We start from the raw sequence: 20,989 nt of genomic DNA, 5'->3' as shown, positions 1-20,989 counted from the left end.
TAAATCTTGTTGTTCTATCACGCAAGAACTTCAGATATGCACATGCAGTATAGATGATCGGAGCAAGTGCACCAGACGGTACTCACACCAGTTGGTTTTCTTTAAATCGTTATGACTGCTTCGAATTACGGTTGATAGCTTCCCTTCTGCCATTGCATGTTTGTTAAGGGGGATATTCTTTAACATAGACCAATGAATCCCGTGAGTCGCCACCTTTAAATCTTCAAATGGCTTGTAACCTTTTGGAATACATCGAAGGTAATCCGCAAATCCCAGTAATATTACTTCAATAGGATACGGTCCACCTGCTTTTACTTCGATATTATGGATATGTTCAAAATCTTCCTCTAGCCTCCAGAACATCATGTAATCCAAGAACTTTTTCAGATTCTGGGCATGCCATGTAACCGTATTCATTTTTAGCTTTTCCGTTAATAATAGATTCATTAAAAATGTTGTAGCTTCATGATGAGTACTATGATTTGGTTTAACAATAGCGATCACTTGGGTACCTTCTACTTGATGTATGTAATGTAAACCATCAATGTTAAGGGATTTGTAGTATCGGGCATACCCAACCAATCGCATTGTTTCCCCCATTAGCTGTGCTATGCTCAGAAGCTCTTTATACACACACTCCCCCCCTCTCCCAAGCATTTTTATTCATTCCTCTGTATAAGTTGAGTATAGAGGGACCACCCCCACCTCAATTATGTTTCCATAATTTTCTTTAATTCTACACAATACGTTGCATTCTGACAACAATAATTCACCCCCTATCCATAGATAAGATAAGGGGTTTCGAGATTTACATTATTTACTTCCCATTTCTCCTTCCTCTTCTCCAAGATCATACCCTAATAAATAAAAATGATTTAAGAAAGAATAAAGTTCTTTGCCAGACACCTCTTGATTATTATTGGCTAGCTTCAAATGATACTTTATCACGTTCAACTTTTCTTCACTTTTAGAAGGGCTGAAATTGGCTTGAGTTACCTGCCTCTCAAATTCCTCCACATCTTTCGTATGCCGTGCCTGGTTCAATAGCCACTGTACATTATGAAAATCTGTTGCATTCAGTGGACCCGTGATTAGTGCAATAATGTCTTTTTCTTTATTAAAAATTTTAGGATTATTAAAATCACTCCACGCTGCTCGAATGACTTCCGAGAATATTTCATCTCCTTGAGTGATTTTAATCCTATGCTTGATCTGACCAAGTAACTTTCGCTTTCTCTTTGAAGCAGGCTCTTCTATTAATACAATAAAGTCATCAGTATTAAACCCATCAACTCTTCCTTGTAGTTTTATTTCAGTAATAGGCCAAGGAGGCAAACAAGGTGCAACTCCTCCTGTAAGCATTAAGATGACAAAAGAAGCTTGAACGTGGGCCTCAAAATGTCCTCCCCCGCCTCCCGTAGAAATCGGATTACTGAGTTGTTTATCCTTCATATTAATTTGTCCTCACAGAATACTTTGTTTTATAACTTATCAATCTTAACGTAAGTATAAGTCGCAAAACAGTTTTCATCAAATTGCGCTTGTTAATTTTAATATTCAATATTTTCCACAAATCCCCTGCCATCTCCAAGAATTTCAATACACCTCGAAACCGTTTTATCACAAACTCACGAAGTTTAGGGTTATTATCAGCCATTCCGAATTGGAAACTGCTTTGACAACGCTTGTATTGAGTCGTTCTTTTCGCATCTCAAAACCGAAAAGATCTATTTAACTAAACCTCAAACATTATTGGAGCTATAGCAGGATATCCAAAATTACGATTAGATTTACAACCATTGGCGCTTTCAGAAATGGGAAACGGTCGCAGCATAGGGTTGTTTTTTAGGGGTTGTCTACTTCACAAGGTTATGACCAAAATAGCGAATTTTAATGGGACAATGTTCTTGTCCTCGGCATCATCCACGTATTGTCCCATCAAATAATCTTTTTACCTAGCCAGCTAAGCGTTGTTTTCTGGAAATAAAAAAACTGATGATTGGAACCAGCACCTAAACCTTAAGCCTTGATATAAATACTGTAAACTCCTATTACCTGTCGGTTATATTTTACATCCACAAATAATTAACTGTCATCTAATGCGATATATTTTTTTGGAAATTTAAAATGACAACCTTCAGATGAGCGACTGAGCCTCTCCTTCTCGGTTCGGAACCAGGAGAACCGCAACTGCGTCGCGGGCAGCCGGCGCGCAAAGCCTCGTGTTACTGCTTCCGCAGCACCTCCAGCCTATCCTGCGGCCACCATCCAAGACTACGAAGAAAAAGAGAAAAGAGTTATAAGAACCAGAATCTTTCGAAATCCTTTGAATCTTATTAGATGAGTATCAAATCGGCAATGGGATCAAGTTCTTCTCCTCGAGTCGGGACAAGAACTTGTACCGTTAAAGCAAAAAAGGCACTATATTATCGACTTTCAATGGAACTATGTTCTTGTCTCCCGATTTATAGGTTTGCGACAGAAGACAACAGGCACGTTTCTTATTGTAAAATGTATAAAATCTTCAATTCGTCTATGCGCTTCTCAATACTTCCGATGATGATCCTAGATTATAGATCTTCCACTTTCAACTGTGAACGATCAAGCCCGTTATTTAAGGGTTGCTCCTATCGTGAAATGGTTCAATAACCCGAATTGCTTTGTTGGGAATGGGATAATATTCTTATCAAAATCGATAATGAGATAAAGTTCTTGTCATTTGGTTTTGACAAGAACTTTATCCCAAAATAAAAGAGCCGCGATTTTCGCAGCAATTAATGAAATGTTGTGTTACCGCTTTTGCATTCACATATTTCATAGTTTGATCAACAATATCCGCATTGGGTTTGGCCTCGTATTGTCGATATTGTATAAACATGGAATCAAAATGCTGGAACAATTATCACTAAAAAGATTCCGGATGATTTAAAAGAACTATTTAGACATTCAAGTGTTTCTTATATACCAAGTAAGCTAACCTGTTATGCTTAATTTGTGTAAGCATTTTAGCTTTTCTCTTCGAAACAGGTTCCTCAACAAAAACAATTAAGCCATCGGTATTAAACCCATCGATTTTCCCTTGAAGCTTTAATTCGACCACAGGCCATCGCGATAAACAAGGCGCAAATCCACCTGTAAGCATCAATGTAACAAAAGAAGCTTGGATATGAGCTTCAAAGTGTACACCGCCGCTCCCGGATGCAAATGGATTGCTCAGTTGCTTATCTTTCATACATATCAATTCTTTTATATGAGTAATATATTTTCAATTAAAAATTTTTACATATAGAAACTGGTAGTTTACAACAAAGAAGTCGCCAATCTGGCGACGCCTCTGCAGAATCTATAAGCTATTTAAATCAGTAGGCTCTAAGTTTTTTTGATGGTAAGAAATTGTGAACATAGCGAATATCTCCATCATTACTCAAAACGCTCATTCTGATTCTGTTCTCGTGATTGTTCCCATTCATGGACTCTGATAATTTCTTTCTTCAAAATCGGTTCTTTATTTTTGGCCCACTGTGAGACAACTGGATTTTCGTGAATCATAAGGCTTTCTAACAGTGGAAGGCGTTTTACCATTTTATCTGCTAGTGATCCTTCCCATTGATTTGGATGAAAGACATGCATAAATTCTTCTAAAATAACTGAAGGATCAGAATAATGATTGATCAGGAATATTGCTACGGGTGTCCATTGCAATTGATCGGCTACATGCATGTACGGTTCAATAGCCGATGCTATTAAAGGATAATGTGCTTTTCCTTTGATGTTACACCATTCAATAAATGTTTCATGGGGGATGCTTCTCAATGGACTCACCATCAATTGTCCACTGAATATCTGTTCGATGTAGTAATCTAATTCGTTATGATCTCCTATAAATACATCCAAAAATACAAACGGATGGGCCTCAACTAGAGATTTATAAATATAATCAAAGTTGGTGTAAAAAACACGATTATCTGCAATGGCAGTATAGAGTTTTACAGCTAGATGTTTTGCTTTATCAGCAGCATCTTTGTTTTGAAAGCATGATTTAACTATTTCTGATATTTGATATGAATCGCTATTAGTTTCTTGAGAAAAATCGTAACCTAAAACTAATTCTTGGCCCAAAGTGAGTATTCTTGGACTCAATTCATTATTGTTTTGGTGAAATTTCATATTAAAGATATCTATAGCAACGGCCAATCCATTCTGTTTAGAGCTAATTAGTCGAATTAACTCGCAGAATAAGTCTTCGTTATTTAGTTCAGATGTGTGTGTGTAAGCTAGATTCCCGTATAAGTAAATTGGTGCTTTCCCTAGCTGGAGGGATCTTTTTATACGTTCAATTCCATCTATGTCAATTATCACAATCTGAAGAATTGGGAAAACTTCCGAAAGTATCTCGTGATCTATTGCTTCATCTAGTAGTTCTTTAGTGCTGCTGTTATCAGTTGAAGTAAGATAATCCAGAAAGCCTTGTAGCAGTTGATAATTACGTTTATTGTGTTCGATCGTACTTAGTTTTTCAACCATTGTAGCCCATAGTTTTTTGGGATCATTAGTCCCTTTGGCCAGGCCTTGTCCTAATTGAAATACATTTCTTCCATTAGTACTCATGAGATGTATCAACAAGGCATTCAAGGTATCTTCTTGAGAACTAATTTTATAGCCAAAATCTTGCGATAAATCTCTAATCTTAGTCAATGCCTCTTCAGTATCTTTTGCTTCTACTATGTTAAGAAGACTTCCGTGATCGGGCAATGTTAGCAGCATTACTTCATCATATAAATTTTGGGGTCCCAGTAATGTAGCTAATGATTCAAGTCGAAATACAGCTTCTTTTGACATTTTGTCAGAATCAAACCCTATAGTGTTTTTAACAGCATACCAAGCCCCATACCATGGATTTTTAGCCGAAATTTCTCTCACAGCGGATTCTAACGCATTGTAAACTTTTGCTCTAGTCCATATCCCCCTGAATTTTCTACAGAGGATTGCCTTTATCTCAGTAGATATTATTTTTTCTGATAAAACTATTGGCACAGCATATTGAATGAATGTTTCATACCAAGATCTGATTTCATCATTAGATGTTGGATGGTACCCATAGTCTCGGACGTGAGCTCCAAAATCAAAGCTATTAATAGATGTAAAATGCCAAGCTTCTAGTGCTGCATCTAAAAGGGAAAGTCCTAATGCATTTTTTTGCTCTGAATCTGACTCAATTAGATTAGAAATGATTTTTAATCTTTGATCTACAGTAGCGTGTGTTCCAGAAAGATAAATGTAAAATAATGATTTTAATGTACTGCGTATCGAGTTTTTGTTCTCGTTAACATCTTCTGTTAAAGCAAAATGACATAATAATTGAACAGATCTATCAAAAAACTCAACATCATATGCTAAAGACTTTAACAAACTTGTAAAGTAACTAAAATTTTCATTATGACGGGAAAAGAAAGTTGAGTCTCGATCTTGATCTAAAATTTCCTCCATATGTGCTAGGACTAATTCGGGGTGAAGTGGTGCAACATTACCAAGCATAGTCACAGCAGCATTATCGAGTTTGCGAAAATCCTCCAACGGTCCCCCATCTGAGAGCCATTCTTGAGCAACTTTTCGAGCAGTTTGATTGTGATGAAGATAACCAAGCCTTCTGGAAAATGATATTAATAACCTCTTATTAGCACGCTTTTCAAAAACATCTCTTAGTAACGGGAGTGGAAAATTCTCTAATGAGCTCTGTGCTAACCTATTTGCTATAGCATGTGGTAATACAGCTCTCCACGTGCTCCGCTGCTGTACGAGATCTCTCCTCTTTAATTCGGCAACATTTTGATACAGTTCCAAGACACTCATTCCTGCTAATTCAGCAAGAATGGTCATTTCAATATTTCTTGTTGCTTCCGTCTCAATATTAAATGAATAGACGAGTGAACAGATTTCGGCAGCTTTAAGTAACTTTGAGTCTGAATCATGTCGTTGATGAAATAATCTATTAAATAATTCAGAATCCCTTAGGTGGGATATGTTTTCTCCCATCTTTATTGTTCTTGCTATGGCAACAGCAACACGTGCGTTCCCACCAGACATTTCTGCTATTTTTCTTGAGGTTACACTGTTTATATGCGTGAATTTCTTACAAATTACTTTTTCTAATAGCTCTATTGAAGAAGGTTCTAACCGGAAAACAGTTGTTTGTTCGGGCTGATCCTCTCTAACATCGTATTCAACTGTAATTAAACTAATGAGACTATTGTTTGAGTTTAATTTAGTTAGTTGATTATGTAGATCAGGAGGACAATTATCGACTATCAAGATTCCCCGTTTTCCAAGCGATTTAAGTCTTGCAGTAAAGGATTTAGGGTCAGGAAGTGGGGCATCTCCAAGATCTGTATAAAAAGCTAGTGATTTGTTTAGAGCTTTCTCACCAACTTGATCATCAAATAAAGCTTGAGCTAGGCGTGTTTTCCCCACACCTGACAATCCAATTAGCCGAACAGAACTACCAGGACGCTTTAAAATTGTTCTTAGTTCCTGAATACCTTGTAACAAATCCATTCCTTTTGCAGCAATACTTGATGAGTTAGACAAACGAGAGGTTCCATCCAATAGATATCCTCCATCATCACTCTCAGAATGGTCTGCCCAGTTATCAAATGATCGCCATCCTTGTAGAGGTTGTCCAATTTTGTCTCTAACCCATAAAATCATAGAAGGATGGCTTCTTACCCAACTGGCAATACGCTCACGATCATAAAAGTCAACTTTTAATTGTGAAGCGTTGGCATAATCTGAAATAGCATCTTGCATGGCTAATTTTCTGCTACTTAATGCAGAATCCGAAGTAGATCCCTGACTACTTATAATAATGTAAGCTCCCTTATTATCGGCTAAATCTCTTATTACTTCTCTTAGTATTCCTTTTGGCCGCATTTCATCCAAAATGTTGCTCCGAGGCATATCAGGTTTCTTCACTTGAAATGCCGTGTTTGATCTCGGGATGAAACCATCATTATCCATTATTGATTTCACTTCAACACGCACATCTATTCCGCCATCTTTAGCATTTTGATTACCTCCCCAAGTCACTCCTGCTGTCGTGATTTGTGCAGATGTCAGTTCTGCTTCACAAAGAAGGCCTACCAAGGATCTTAGGTCGGTATCATTAAGTTGAGCGATTTCATCACCTGTTATTTCAAGCATACTTATCCCCCGTTTTGTATACACATGTATAGACTTCTTGTGCTTATGACTTGTACTCAATCTATATATTACCATTGAAAATTCAACACTTCGAGAACTATGTTCCACGAAGAGAACATTCTTTTGGTAGTGACGGATTTTAATACTTACTTTGTTTTTCAACAGAAATAACTATCAACCTTTACCCGGTTTTATTGGGAACGGTCAACAATTTAGTTTACGTGGTATTGAGAGCAACCAAACACTATTAGCTCCAGTAATTCTTGCTGATTATATAATGATAATTAAAGCTCTTATGCTAAAATTAGGTATGTTTAATACTATCGAAAAAGAGGACCACATATGAAAATATACGAACGAGACTATACTTACCTTACCGATGAAGAATTGAAGCTGTGGGATGAGAAAAAGGAAGCGGAGAAGGTTGGGAAGTTGGGGGGGAAGTGGATACGCAAAAGTTTGTTCAGAGAGTACCCGAAAGCTGCACGCCATTTCATGAGCCTTTTTCCAAATAACTACCTAGACATTGAAGAATTGAAAAACGAGTCGGAGCTTAACTACTTATGCGAAAAATATGCTGAAATGTTAGATAGTCATGGAACGCCTGAGCGAACAGTTTTAAATTGGATTCGAGAGAATAAATCCTATTTCATAATCGCCTCCATTTTACAAAATTATAACTTTGGTCATCACGATGCCTTCATCTTTCCAGAGCTTAAGTTAGGTACAACTATCCAAGTTGATTTCTTGATAATCGGCAAAAATTCAGGCGGTTATGAATTCGTCTTTGTTGAGTTAGAAGCACGGTACGGGAAAATCACTTTGAGTGACGGTGATTTAGGCGATGCTTTCAGAAAGGGTATTCGTCAAGTAAAAGACTGGTCTGATTGGCTCGAATCGTACTATACATCTTTTCAAGAAGCTATTCTAAAGTACAAGAACGCGGCACAACAATTACCTTTAGAATTTATGGTACCCGACAGGACGAGAATGCATTTCGTCGTTGTTGCAGGCCGTCGGGCAGACTTTAACGAAAAAACTTACCGAACTAAGCGTCGTACCAAAACGGAACAAAAGATTGAACTTCTGCATTGATAATCTTTATGATACTGCTAAGGCAGTTGTTGGGTAAGCAACTTATTAATAACTGCCGATACGTCCACTTTTCTTACACATAAGCCGAATTAAGCTGTTTAGGTAAATACCAAATCAATAATGACACTATGTTCTTGTCCTTTCAGCAACCGGTACAAGTTTTTGTTGTCGACTCCGGACACTAACTTGTACCGATAAAACAAAAAAGCTGCTAAAATAGAGACTTTCGATGATTGGTTCGTCGGAAATGAGATAATATTCTTGTCAAAATCGGAAATGGGATAAAGTTCTTGTCATTTGGTTTTGACAAGAACTTTATCCCATAAAATAAAAAAGCCGCGATTTTCGCAGCAATTAATGAGATATTGTTTTTATCACCCGACATTTATTGACAACAAGTTTGCCGAATTAGAGATTATGACAACAAGTTTCCCCCTTTTCTTATATGACTTTTGTTGGAACAAGCCTAATAATATTTTTGAACTCCATATTTTTGGTATCATTCTTCTTGAAAGGTATAAACTTGTTGTCACTTTCCTCGTGAGGGGTAAACTTGTTGTCATTCTCTTCGGAAGGCATAAACTTGTTGTCACATTTTCAGAACAAAATTATTATTACAAGTAGTTATAAATTACTTTTGTTCTCTATCAAGGTTTACATCACTTATCCATATTATTAACCGCGTTTCGCATTTCTTCATCAGTTAAATGTGTATAGATCATTGTCGTTTGTATTGAAGAATGTCCTAACTGATTTTTTAATCTGGGTACATCATTATTCTCTAAGTGATAACGCGTTGCAAATGAATGTCTCAGAGAATGCACGGTTAAAGCTGGTTTTCCAAAAGCTGTAGCATATTTTTCGATCAGTTTCTCTATGGATCGCTGAGTTAAGCGTCTGCTTTTTCCTTTACGACCTATGGGAGCTGCAATAAACAAAAAGGGTTCGTTTTTTTCTGGGATATATCTAGATTCTCTGATCTGCAGATAATTTTCTAAATCCAGTAGAGCTTGCTTGCTGAAATACACATATTGTTCTTTATTACCTTTGCGTATAACCCTCACTAAAGCTTTAGTCATATCCAGATCTTCAATGTTAATGCCTGCTACCTCAGAGAGCCTAAGACCTGATCCTAAAATGAGGGAAACAATGGCTGTATCTCGTTCACGGTTAAATTGATGGAAATTGAAAATACGTTTATTCTCTTTATTGATTTCTCCGTAATCATGGGCTACAAATAGCCTAAACGATTCAAAATCGTCTTCTCTGAGAATTTTCCCATCAATACGATTGGCAATGGTTTCTTGGCTTTCTTTAACCACATTTAAATCCATTTTGGCCATAACATTGCGCTGGATATATGGCTTTAGGTCACTTGTTTCAGCCTTGTTCTGTAAGTAATCAAATAAGGATTTTAGTGATGACAATTTACGTTAATGGTTAGCTTAGTATTGCCAAGTTGATACTCCAAAAATGACAAGAAATTTTCCACTTCACGAATGGTTAGTTTCTCTAAAGTGACTAAATTAATGTTTTTGCGGCTGTCTGCGGTAAAGTTTTCTGTAACTAACCAATCAAAAAATATAATATAATCGTGACAATAATTAAGAAGTGTTGTAGGTGAAAGCTTGCGTTTTTTACTATCTATAAATTCCGTAACGAACCAAGGTAGTTCAGACAGTTTCTCATCAACGCGGTTCATATAGTGTAATTTCATTTGCTTATCCATATTTATACTAACCTCCTTATGTAATTATAATCTCTCAATAATTATTCATCAAATATGTATTTTACGTAATTTTAATATTCATCTTACATTATGGCATGGTAATTCGGAATATCCCTATGAATAGGAGAATTTTGTTTTTTTTGAGCACACGTTCAACCCAAAGTCTTTTGGCTTCTGCTTTATCTTGAGCTAGCTTGGTTCCACAGTTAAGAAAACCCGCCTAAGCATGGGTTAAAAAGTTCTAAGGCTTAACATCTGTTTTATCATTCTCTGCGATACCGAGTATTAATCTGACTTTACCCATCTATAGAATATAGATAGCATTTCACCTAGATTTCCTGGGCCCCCTGCAGAAAATAAACTGCTCTCGATATTGCAGTGAATCCAGTCATCATCGCTTCTCTCTATTATAAGCGCATTAAATTTTTTGTTTCTAGTTCTGTTTCTTTTAAATTAATTTTAATATGCCATCCTGGGTTATCAAGCGTTGTTATTTTTATTCGTTCTTGATGCTCCCAATCTTCATCGCAGTGTATATAATACCATTCTTGTAACCAAGTTAATATATCCAATCATTACACTCCTTATGGCTTACGTAAATTTTTCGTCACAGGCAAAAAGATTGAATTTTTGGATCATCATAATTACAAATTGCTAAAACTTTTATTTTATCAGTACTTCCATCCTCTAGTAAAACCTCACCATATTCACCTATTTCTGAATAACATATCAGTTTAGCACCTCAGTTTCATTAAGCATTTACTCATCTTGTTCTTTCTAAACTTTGATTTGTTGATTTTCACAGATTGATCTGTTCTAATAAAATTCCCTTGAGTATCCCACTCTTCTAAATGATAATTCTGCAATGAATGGATTTATTTCAGTTTAAGTTCCTTTCCCTAATAATTTTCTATATCGTCCATTGCATCTATAACTTAACATTTCTATACTATGTTTGCCTAAGTTGCTTCCAGTACTTTTCCTCGCGCTCTTCCTGAGAAAGCTTTTCACCATGTTATCCTGTCGTTCAAACAAATTTAATTATCGACCAAGCCCCTGTTCTGCCATAAAAAAACAACTCACCAGGAGTTGTTTTTAATATTCATGCTTCTTTGTAAGAACCCACGTACCTAATCTGTTTAAAATCTTTGGATAATCCATGGATAAATGTATTTCTAATGATCTTTAATATTCATTAGATACTCAACTAAGGTCGCAAAACCAATGATTGAGGAGAAAATTCTTCTTGATGCGCCTTCTTCATGACTTCGCTTTCCGGCCGACGTGTCCGGTTTGAAATTCTTATTTTGCCTGTTATAGATGCGAAGGACATTAGCTCTTGCTTGGTTTGCACCTTATCCGTTTCGTTGCACAGGCCTCTGCCAAGATTTTTAAAGCACACGGATAAAGATTGAAGGCAAAAAAATTCAACTCAGGAGTTATATATATCTCTATTCAGGTTCACAATGTCTTGGTGCGAATATCCCCCAGTAGCTGCCGATAGCTTCTCTATCACTTTATCGCGTTGGAATGGAGCTTTTTCTTTATTTGCTTTTTTTAATGCTTCGGTTAGTTCCTCTTTGGTAAGTTCTGTGCAGTACGCAGGGGTTCCTGGCTGTTGTCGCCACGAATCACTTAAAGATCCGCTATCTACTGGGTCGAAGCCGAGCTCATTTACTACGTTCATGGTTATTTGTTTATGCGACTGGTTATCACCAGCAATCGCTATGGCAAGTCGTCCACTGGTACCTTCGGGAGCTCCTTTATATTCTAACGTATAGGCTAATAAATTGTTGAAAGCTTTAGTGATAGGTCTCCCTAACTGATTTGATACCCAAACACTTTCAACCAACCCATTCTCAATTTCTTCAATTTTATTGTCTCTATACGGATAATAATTTGAAGTGTCAACAACGACTACTTCCTCCCCAACTTTATCTACAATGCTGCGAATGCTTGGCAGTGCGTTGAAAGGGATCGATATGACTAGAACAGCAATGTTTGTTATTACTTCATCTACACTCACTGGTGTACCTGCAAGTTCTTTTCCTTCTAGCCGTTCAATCCCGCGAGCATCTGCAATTTTGACATCATGTCCATTCTCAATTAATTTTTTTGCGATATTCGACGCGATGGGTCCTGCACCTATAATTCCAAATCTCATTTTCATTTCTCCCTATTCTAAAAGTTATTTTACGTCGCTGATCGGGTAGTAAGAAATTATTATTATTATTTATTTTAGACTTCCGTATTGGTAGGGAACTCCCATATTCTCTGTGAAACAAACTGCGGTCCTGCAAAATTGGGACAACCAGTTCCACAAAATCAGCAACTCCATCATAGGCTATATCCGGAACAACCGAGAAGCCGTCACATGCCTCTGCCAAAAACCATTCTTCCAAGAAGTCAGCAACTTGTAAGGGGGTTCCTGCAACTACCGGATGATAGTTAATGACTCCATAGGCAAGTACGTCTCGTATCGATAGCCCTTGTTTAAGCAGCTCTAAAGCTTTGTGTGAACGTGGATCCCGGGGGTTGGCATATGCATTTTTCAACAGGTAGGGTGCTAAAGGTTGATCAATATCTACGCTGTCCACCGATAGTGTTAAACCAACCATGGATCCAAGGTAACGTACCCTGCTAGGAATCTCATCAGGATTAAAACTCATAAGCCGTCTTCGCCGTTCCAAACCTTCTTCTTCAGTTGAACCTAGGGAAAACATAAAGCCTGCATATATCCTGATGTCATCGGGATTTCGGCCGAAACGAGCAGCACTTTGCCGAAGAGTTTGTCTCTGTTCACGGGCAGACTCTATATCATAAGGGTTTGCATAGACACCAGACGCGTACCTCCCCGCCAATTCCAAACCTTCTTCCCCTTCGCCTGCTTGGAAAATAACAGGCTGACCTTGCTCAGAAGGGGGGATTGGCAAAGGACCCCGAGATGCATAATACTGCCCTTCAAGATTTATAGGCTGAATTTTGTCCATGTCGGCAAATTCCCCACCTTTTACATCTAACGTCCAAGCGTCTGTTTCCCAACTCCCCCACAATGCCTGAACAATTTGGGTGGATTCGTGAGCCATGTCATATCGTTATTTGCGACTGGCGATCTGTGCACCAAATTTACCCTCAACTTGTAAAGTATATTTAGCGAACTAACTATAACATGGTGAAATTGAGGTATCCACCGGTGAACGGAGCTTTAATAGGACGGCCTTCATAATACCGATACATAGCCCCACCCACGGAATCACATATTTAGGTAAATTCGTTTGATTAGCTGCCTTAAAGATGGCCTCCCGTTGTTCCGCCGTCAGGATTTATTCGCATAAGAACGAACAGAGGTATGATTTTGAAGTAATTCAAGCGTATTATTCAAAGGATGGGGCTCCGTTTTTACTTAATACCAGCTGCCAACTCATCAACCACTTCTTGTACAGTTTGGATCTTTTTAATTGGTGTAATTCCAGTACCAACAGTGATAATACCACCTTCGCCGTTACCTTCAAGCATACCGATACGGATTACACTTGAACTACCCCCAACCTTAGCAATTTCTTCACGAGATGCGCCCTGGTTATCCATAGCCACCAATTTTTCAGCAAACGGTGTAGGCAACGAACGATAGTAAGCTGGTAAAGTACGGTACAACAACAAATCTGCTGCAGATGAATCCACTATCATTTGCTTTACTGATTGTGCTGCGGGGTTTTCAACAGTAGGAATAAAACGGCTTCCTAAAAAGACACCTTCTGCCCCCAATTCAAAGGCGCTGGCAACACCGCGAGCATCACCGATTCCACCAGCAGCGATAACTGGAATATCAAGCACATCAACGATCATAGGAGTTATTGTAAACGTACCAATGATACTTGTTGGCAATGTTCCACCCTCATCAAATCCAGTAACAACATAAACGTCAACACCCATAGCTTGAGCAGCCTTTGCATCTTCGATCGTTGGAGTCAAAGGACGATAAACAATCTTAATGCCCGCTTCCTTTAATGGGGTAATGATCTTTTCAGTCAATGTTCCTTCAACACCATTAAGAAGAATAACTTGAACACCTTCTTCAATGACAACTTCTAAAATTGGCCAAGTGAACTTCATATCTGCATCAGTAATCAAAGTTGTACCAAATGGTTTATCCGTCAGTTCCTTTGTTTTACGAATCTCGCGGCGCATACGTTCTGCGGTTTCCTCTGGAGAGGTTGTAATTGTCGTTTGACCGGCATTCGGACCAAGAATCCCTAAACCACCCGCATTACTCACGGCAGCAACAAATTCAGCATTCGTAATCCAACTCATAGGTCCTTGTAAAATGGGCTTTTCAATACCAAGAATTTCTGTTACACGATTTTTCATAATTATTATCCTCTCTTTAGCACCTTTATTGGCATAATACTGTAAAGCTTAATTGGTCTGCTCTCCGGGTTATGTTACAATAATCATTAGCTTGCTAATAATATTTGTATTAGTTAGCAGCCTTGGCACTATCATAAGTCCATACGTTTCATTTGCAAAGAAGGCAATTTAAATGAACGTAGTACATATTTTTGTACTTTTAGACTGGGAGCGATATCATGAGGGTATGTAATAAAGGATTTGAAAAAGAGTTTATTGATGAAAAAAGAAATATGTACGCAATAGCCTTTACGCAAAATGTACTTTCGGGGCGATGGAAATATTTCATTATCTGGTATCTGGAAGGGGAAAGACGCCGGTTTACCGAGATAAAAAATTTCCTGAGAGGCTTGTCGCAAGGCTCGCTCACCAAGCAACTCAAGGAGCTGGAGGACGACGGAATTATTCAGCGCGATGTGTATCCGGAAGTTCCGCCACGGGTCGAATATTCGCTGACAGAGAAAGGAAACAAACTGCTGCCTGTCCTAAAGAAGATGGAAGAATTCGGTAAAGCATATGGGGAGAAGCCTGAATTAGATGAAGGATAAAGGCTACCTCCTAATCAGCCAGCACATAAAATCTCGCCATCTGGACCAAATGTATGTTCAGGATTGCTCCTTCAGCCAGCCATTCTAGTCCACCTCAAAAGGAATGGCCTTGCCATTACTTCTAATTGCATAACATATCGAGTAACAGTAAGTTAAGCCAACCTTTGGGGCTAGGCCCAAAATATCGAACCTGGTCAAATCGGCAATAGTACCATGTTCTTGTCCATTGTGGGCAAAGGGACCAAGTTCTTGTCCTTTGCTTAGGACAAGAACTTGTACCGTTAAAAGACAAGAACTTGTACCTATTGGCGTTTTTTGTTCGCCCTCTTTACTTTATTTTAGCATAATAAAAAAAACCTTTGAAAGCGACAGAAATGGTCTAGTGTGTCCTGCATTCTTTCTTTGTCCCCAACTCTTCTAATGAAGCTATTTAAAACCCCTAACAATTAATGTTAGGGGCTAACTTCAAGTGAAACCAGTATATCGCACCCGTCGTGGCCAAAGAATACGTCCAATGATCCATTTATCATTTTACTTTTAAAAAGTGTATAACTCACTTTATTACCAAGGTAAAAGCAAAGCTTATCAAGAACATCGAAAAAAATCCTATTTCAAAATTATTCTTTGCATATTGATAAGTCTAACAAGGCAATTAATTAAAATCTTGCATTAAGTCATCAATCACTGCTTTTACAGTTCTAATCTCTTTAATTGGAGTAATACCTGTGCCGACAGTAATATAGCCATCCACTTTGTTACCCTCTAGCATTCCGATACGCAGACCACTTGCTCCGCCCATTGCTTTTGCTCTTACTGATCACCCCTTGTTCCACCAATTCTGCGAACCGTGCTTGTTCTGCGGGCAACTGTTCCGCAATTTCTTCCTGCGGTGCATCTGGTTGAATTTTGACATGAACGAGAAAACGCATGTTTCACTCCTCCTAATATGTTAATATACTGTAAAATCCAAATCTCATTTATTATAGTTTCACACGATCAATACCAATACTTTCACTACAAGCATCGAGTAGGGTATTTTTATTGAAATAAATGTGGGTACAGGGAAGGAACTCCTCCGGCAAGACCCTGCTGTACCTCCCGACTTGTAGCATCAGTCAACAATCTCGTAGAGGTCGGCTTCAATCCCATCGATTGCGGTTCTAGAGATGTCCTTTGGAGATGATTTAGGCGCATGGATGCCAGCTGTCATGTCCGTGTCCATAAACGCTACATGCAATCCGGCACCCCTAACGTTCTTAGCAGCTAATTCTAAGCGTAATGCTTTTGTTACTCCCCATTGAGCAGATTTTGCAGCTGAATATGCCCCTCCTTCGTCTATATTGATCCAAGATAATACGGATAGGATATTCAGAATCGAACCCCCTCCATTCTTCTCAATCACTGGTGCGAACGTGTGAATCATTGAAAGTGTACCAGAAACATGAGCGTCGAATTACAAATGAATATCATCCAGCTCACCTGTGAGCAGAGAAGCACCCGTTGCTGAACCAGCGTTGTTAATTAGAAGGGTAACATCCCCTGCGATCTCTGCTGCAGCTACCACAGATTTCGGAGCAGTAATATGAGTTATAGTGGAATAGCACCAGGCAGATCGACTGATTCTGGGTTCCTCGCACCAGCGTATACTTTAGCTCCTCTTGCTAAAGTTCAAGAGCTAGATGTTTGCCTAAACCTCGATTTGAACCGCTGATAATAGCAACTTGTTTTGAAATATCCATTTTGCTACACCGAATCATTTAATTAAATACATTTTTATCTCCCATCCAAATAAAATTGGTTCAGCTTCGTTTTACAAGTACCTGCCGTTCTCCTTTGCCATTTCGAATGACAAGCTGCTCTGACTATTCGGTTTGCTTGGAGTGACTGCAGGACTCACGGGTACTCTGTATCGACAAGGTCAGTTGTTGGTCTTCTTCTTTACCTGAACAGGTACGTTGAAATCATCGACGTTAATATGTCCAAACCCGCCTTTGGAGTGGTCAACCACCTTAATGTAAAGCTCCTCGCCGATATAATCCGACGCATCCCAAATCTTTCGTTGATATTCTTCATAATTGGTCGCTGTCTCTTTAAATAACTCTTTGCCGTCCGACGCCCGAACCAGCGTAACATACAAACGGTCTATATCCCGGCCGCCGCTGATAAGGAAGTTGATCTTACCGTTCCCACCAAGGACGAAATTTTGAGATCTTAGCGCTCCTGTCAAGCTGTCGCCGCCGGCTTGCTCGTTGAAGCCCCATAAATGGTAGCCGCCCGGAATTTTATGCGACGGGTTGAAGTAAATGGTGTCCCAGAAGAACTGGGTATTGGTCACATGGACATTCTGGAAGGCGTCTCCTTCCGTAATCCATCCTGTTAAGTCGCCTGTAGCAAAATCATGGTTAGGCAGCTCTGTAATATCCTTATACACGGAGTTATCCCAGTTATCGGGCACATAGACCGGAGCAGCCGGTTTACCCGTTAAGGCATTCATATCCCATACTTGCATAGACTTGACAGTGATATCGCCATCGGCCCAGATCTGCAAGCCCAAGGAGTCGTATCTGCCTACATAGACACGAGTTGTCAGCTTCTTCTTGTAATTTGCAAAGGCTTCAATGACCGAGCGATCGAGAAAGATATGGAGTTTCAAGTTCTCTCCGTCAAGATCTACATATCCTCCTTGAATGCCGTCCACACGCACATCCGGATCAATGCTGCTCTTGGTTCGATCCACATTGAATGTCCCATTCTTCTTGTCGTAGTAAATGAGCGTCTCTTCTTGGCCTTTTTCCGAGCGTCGCACCTTGAGACCGAATTTCTGGGCCTCAAGCGGATCAATCTCCATCACAATCTCTAGCATGTCGCCTTTGACATTTTTAATCAATTGATTGGCACTCTCCAAATTTTTGTCCGAAAAATCAACCCATTTTTTCCCTCGAAGGCTCTGCAGTTCTTTAATCGGTTCGACATGCAATTTATCATGCTTATCGAGACTTAGGGAAAACGGCAAAGATAAATTATGAGCCCATCCGGATTGATATTCGGCTTGCGGTGTTCTTACATTTTGCACCATGGAGAATACGACCGTTCTTTCGTCAGGTGTGACCAGACCGCTCTCTGCGGTTAAATAGCCGTCACCTACATCCATTTTGGAGGGTGCCTCCTGATCAGGAATAAATTTAAAGTTATCCCGGTCCCAGGTCCCGATCCAGTAAAAGACCTCAACATCTCTTTGCACATCGTTCGCTGGAGGAACATGTTCCGGCTTTTCATGGGGATTAATCATGAAAATATATTTTTGCTTGCCCGTACTATCCGTGCCTAACGGCAATAACACTGGCAGCTCCCATACCGTACCCAACTCCGGATAACGGCTTCTGTCACTAACGTATAATGGCCCCTTATATTCCCAATTGTACATATCGTCGGATACATACACCAAAGCTGTGCCGCTTCTAAAGTCTGGAAGGCCAGACGTCACTAACTGATACCACTTGTCCACCTCTTTGTCGTACCATACAAATGGATCGCGGAACTCGTTGTGAATGCCTTTTCCGTTCTGCTCCGTTACTGGTTTAGGATATTTCACCCATTTTTCCAAATAGGGATCGGACAAATCCGCCGGAGTTGCCAGCCCGGTTCTTTGGTTCGGCGACAGGGAGTCGTTGCCGGCGGTATAGAACAGAACGGGATTGCCGTTTCGATCATACGCTGCACTGCCTGACCACGTGCCGTCCGGATCAAGGGTGCCCGCTTCGGGCGCAAGAGCAGGTCTTACATTTTCCCAGTTCACCATATCGTCACTCACCCAATGCCCCCAGTGGATTTGATGCCAGAATGGACCTTGCGGGTTATGTTGATAAAATAAATGGTATTTGCCGTTATAGTAAATCGGTGCATGTGCTTCATTCATCCAGTTTTGCGGAGGCATCGCGTGGTACTGGGGACGGTGCTGATCTCCGTCAAACACACTTGGATCCTCATCAATGTCCGCATTCGGAATTTTCGGAATTGAACCTCCATGAAGCGCCTTCACGCTCTCATATCCAGCAAGTATCTCCTGGTTCGTAAGGGCTTTATTATGCAGCTTCACTTCATCTAAAAGCCCGCTGAACATATTGAAGGAGAACACCCCTGCTAACTCTACAGGTTTATTATTTTTCCCGATGATCAGACTTTCGGTAGATGGTGTGATCGGAACGTTGACGGGGGTTGCTTGGGAAGCCACTTCCTCACCGTTTAGATATAACTTAATTTTTCCATCTTCTTTACTAAAAGTAGCGGCCACATAATTCCACTTGTATTTTTCCAACGGGTGATCCTTTACCCATACCTGAATCCACTGACCGCCGATGCCTACTTGCATCGACCATGTACCGTGCCGATACATACCAAGAGAAAAGCCTTCCGCTTTATCCTGATCGGATTGGTTTACGATCGCAGATAGCTTGTTTCCGTCTCCCCACTCATAGCTACGCGGTGCAACCCATGCTTCGATGGTTAACGCGTCGCTTACAGGCACAGTATCGTTTGCATTGACCTCAATATAATTCGAGTATCCATCGAACAATAAGGCGCCGCCTTTTATTCCGCGCGGAGTCCATCTCGGATCCTTCGATGCCATATACCTGGCGTTGTTAAATACATAGTTCACATCGTGCTTAAGATTGTGTACATTCTCCAACACTTTCTTTCCTGCGCCTTCATCAAGGTTTAAGTAGAAACTGGTACCCACACCACTTGCTTGGAACCCATCAACGGCAATGCTGGCTTCATTGGAATGATCGATGACCTTTACATAAAGCTTCTTGTTGTAGTGTTCCTGTACTTTCCATGAGATTTTCTCGTTCGCGCTGACATCCCCGGTTTTCATAAGCAACGTGTTGCTGTTCGCATCGTAAAGTGCGACATATGCGTCTTCCGGTTTGAGGATATCCAAAATAGTGAAGTTAATTGTTCCGGTTCCCTGAAGCGTGAAAGTATTAGAGGTGATGGAGCGCTTACCTTGCACGGAGGATTTGGCATAGAAGTTCCCTTCTTTGCTCGCATGAGCTTCATCGGTCACTTCAAAAACATCTCCCTCAACCGTCCAGCCATCGAGATTTCCAGTTTCAAAGCTTGGATTATCGATTTCATAGCGTTTGAAATCTGGCTTGATATCCGTCGCAACCATTCCTTCAGCTGGCTCCGATTCATGGTACACGGAGAATGCGTCCGCAAAAATGATTCCCCAATCCGAGGTTGCATTATCGACGACCTCCACATACAGTTTCTTGCCCAATTGTGTGGAAAGATCCGCCTTGTATTGCACCATATTGGCAAGCCGCATGCCCTGCGCAGGATCCGGGAAGCCAACGTCGGCGAATGCGCTATTTCCGTATCGGGCAATAACTTGTCCCGTATCGACTTCCACAATATTTATAAATACCTTGTCTGGGTTCTTCGCACCGCCAAGCTTGAAGCTGATCCAGCCGCTTCCGCCCAGCTCGAAAGTGCTGGAACGAAGTACACCTGTCGCAGATTCGTCATACTTCCAGCCGTTTAAATGATAAGCGCCTTCCTGGTTATACGGTATTTTTTCCGCCCACCAAGTCGTTTCGTCTGTCACGCTATTCGGACCGAACGCATTGCCTTTGACAACGGTCCATCCCGTCAAATCTCCTGTTTCAAATCCAGGATTCCGGATTTGATAGACCGAATCCGTAACTGACAATCCCACGTCATTCTTAGGAATATTCTTGATTTGATAAACCGCATTCGTAACCGACGAGCCTACGTCATTTTTAGGAATGAGCGTGTTCCCAGCAACAGTTCTAGATTCGGCTACTGCGGAGATTCCTGGAACAACAAGCTCGAGCACCATAGCCCATATAAGCATTCCCGATATCCAATATTTTCTTATTTTCACCTTTCTCATTCTAGATCCTCCTTCGAAATTTCTTGCACTTTCAAACATCGATACTTCATTTCGAAATGCTCTCCTAGTACAAAGATGAAAGTCAAGAAGAAA

Annotated in this window: 12 protein-coding genes and 2 pseudogenes; 2 read left to right on the top strand and 12 right to left on the bottom strand. The window is 40.0% G+C overall.

The annotated features are described in order from the left end of the window. Positions 1-30: 30 nt before the first annotated feature. The 4 genes from NLX74_RS22740 to NLX74_RS22725 form a co-directional block, all read right to left on the bottom strand. Positions 31-633, bottom strand: coding sequence for a hypothetical protein (locus NLX74_RS22740; RefSeq protein ID WP_254330428.1), 603 nt, complete (start codon positions 631-633; stop codon positions 31-33). A gap of 180 nt (positions 634-813) precedes the next feature. Next, the gene (locus NLX74_RS22735; protein ID WP_025723561.1) at positions 814-1,452 is read right to left on the bottom strand and encodes a hypothetical protein; all 639 of its coding nucleotides are present in this window, start codon (positions 1,450-1,452) and stop codon (positions 814-816) included. 1,486 nt (positions 1,453-2,938) lie between these two features. After that, positions 2,939-3,232: a hypothetical protein gene (locus tag NLX74_RS22730; RefSeq protein ID WP_025723560.1), complete on the bottom strand. Its 294-nt coding sequence runs from the start codon at positions 3,230-3,232 to the stop codon at positions 2,939-2,941. Between the two features lie 188 nt (positions 3,233-3,420). Then, positions 3,421-7,197, bottom strand: a complete 3,777-nt coding sequence (locus NLX74_RS22725; RefSeq protein WP_254330426.1) for a hypothetical protein — start codon at positions 7,195-7,197, stop codon at positions 3,421-3,423. Between the two features lie 342 nt (positions 7,198-7,539). On the opposite strand from NLX74_RS22725, the gene NLX74_RS22720 reads away from it, so the two are divergent. Next, positions 7,540-8,292 (top strand): Shedu anti-phage system protein SduA domain-containing protein, encoded by a 753-nt coding sequence (locus NLX74_RS22720; protein WP_254330425.1) that lies wholly within the window; start codon positions 7,540-7,542, stop codon positions 8,290-8,292. 659 nt (positions 8,293-8,951) lie between these two features. Here NLX74_RS22720 and xerS read toward each other — a convergent pair. The 5 genes and pseudogenes from xerS to NLX74_RS22695 form a co-directional block, all read right to left on the bottom strand. Then, positions 8,952-10,021, bottom strand: a pseudogene (gene xerS / locus NLX74_RS22715) (tyrosine recombinase XerS). Positions 10,022-10,306: 285 nt separating this feature from the next. After that, a pseudogene (locus NLX74_RS22710) lies at positions 10,307-10,593 on the bottom strand (immunity 53 family protein). Positions 10,594-11,453: 860 nt separating this feature from the next. After that, a complete protein-coding gene (locus tag NLX74_RS22705) occupies positions 11,454-12,185 on the bottom strand; it encodes an NADPH-dependent F420 reductase (RefSeq protein WP_069291974.1) in 732 nt (243 codons plus the stop codon). Beyond that, complete coding sequence (locus NLX74_RS22700) at positions 12,124-13,107, bottom strand: LLM class flavin-dependent oxidoreductase (RefSeq protein WP_254330419.1); 984 nt, start codon at positions 13,105-13,107, stop codon at positions 12,124-12,126. The genes NLX74_RS22705 and NLX74_RS22700 overlap by 62 nt, the downstream gene beginning before the upstream one ends. Positions 13,108-13,420: 313 nt before the next feature. Then, a complete protein-coding gene (locus NLX74_RS22695) occupies positions 13,421-14,389 on the bottom strand; it encodes an NAD(P)H-dependent flavin oxidoreductase (RefSeq protein ID WP_254330413.1) in 969 nt (322 codons plus the stop codon). Between the two features lie 218 nt (positions 14,390-14,607). Between NLX74_RS22695 and NLX74_RS22690 the strand changes: the two genes are divergently transcribed. Further along, positions 14,608-14,976, top strand: a complete 369-nt coding sequence (locus NLX74_RS22690) for a winged helix-turn-helix transcriptional regulator (RefSeq protein ID WP_254330411.1) — start codon at positions 14,608-14,610, stop codon at positions 14,974-14,976. 755 nt (positions 14,977-15,731) lie between these two features. Here NLX74_RS22690 and NLX74_RS22685 read toward each other — a convergent pair. The 3 genes from NLX74_RS22685 to NLX74_RS22675 all read right to left on the bottom strand — a co-directional run bounded on the left by NLX74_RS22685 (position 15,732) and on the right by NLX74_RS22675 (position 20,896). After that, positions 15,732-15,905: a hypothetical protein gene (locus tag NLX74_RS22685; RefSeq protein WP_165176790.1), complete on the bottom strand. Its 174-nt coding sequence runs from the start codon at positions 15,903-15,905 to the stop codon at positions 15,732-15,734. 182 nt (positions 15,906-16,087) lie between these two features. After that, positions 16,088-16,399: an SDR family NAD(P)-dependent oxidoreductase gene (locus NLX74_RS22680; protein WP_254330409.1), complete on the bottom strand. Its 312-nt coding sequence runs from the start codon at positions 16,397-16,399 to the stop codon at positions 16,088-16,090. Between the two features lie 495 nt (positions 16,400-16,894). Further along, positions 16,895-20,896, bottom strand: a complete 4,002-nt coding sequence (locus tag NLX74_RS22675) for a GH32 C-terminal domain-containing protein (protein WP_254330408.1) — start codon at positions 20,894-20,896, stop codon at positions 16,895-16,897. Between the last annotated feature and the right edge of the window lie 93 nt (positions 20,897-20,989).

This window comes from Paenibacillus sp. MZ03-122A (assembly GCF_024213325.1).
GTDB lineage: Bacteria > Bacillota > Bacilli > Paenibacillales > Paenibacillaceae > Paenibacillus > Paenibacillus polymyxa_B.
This window is presented reverse-complemented; position numbering and strand designations above follow the sequence as displayed.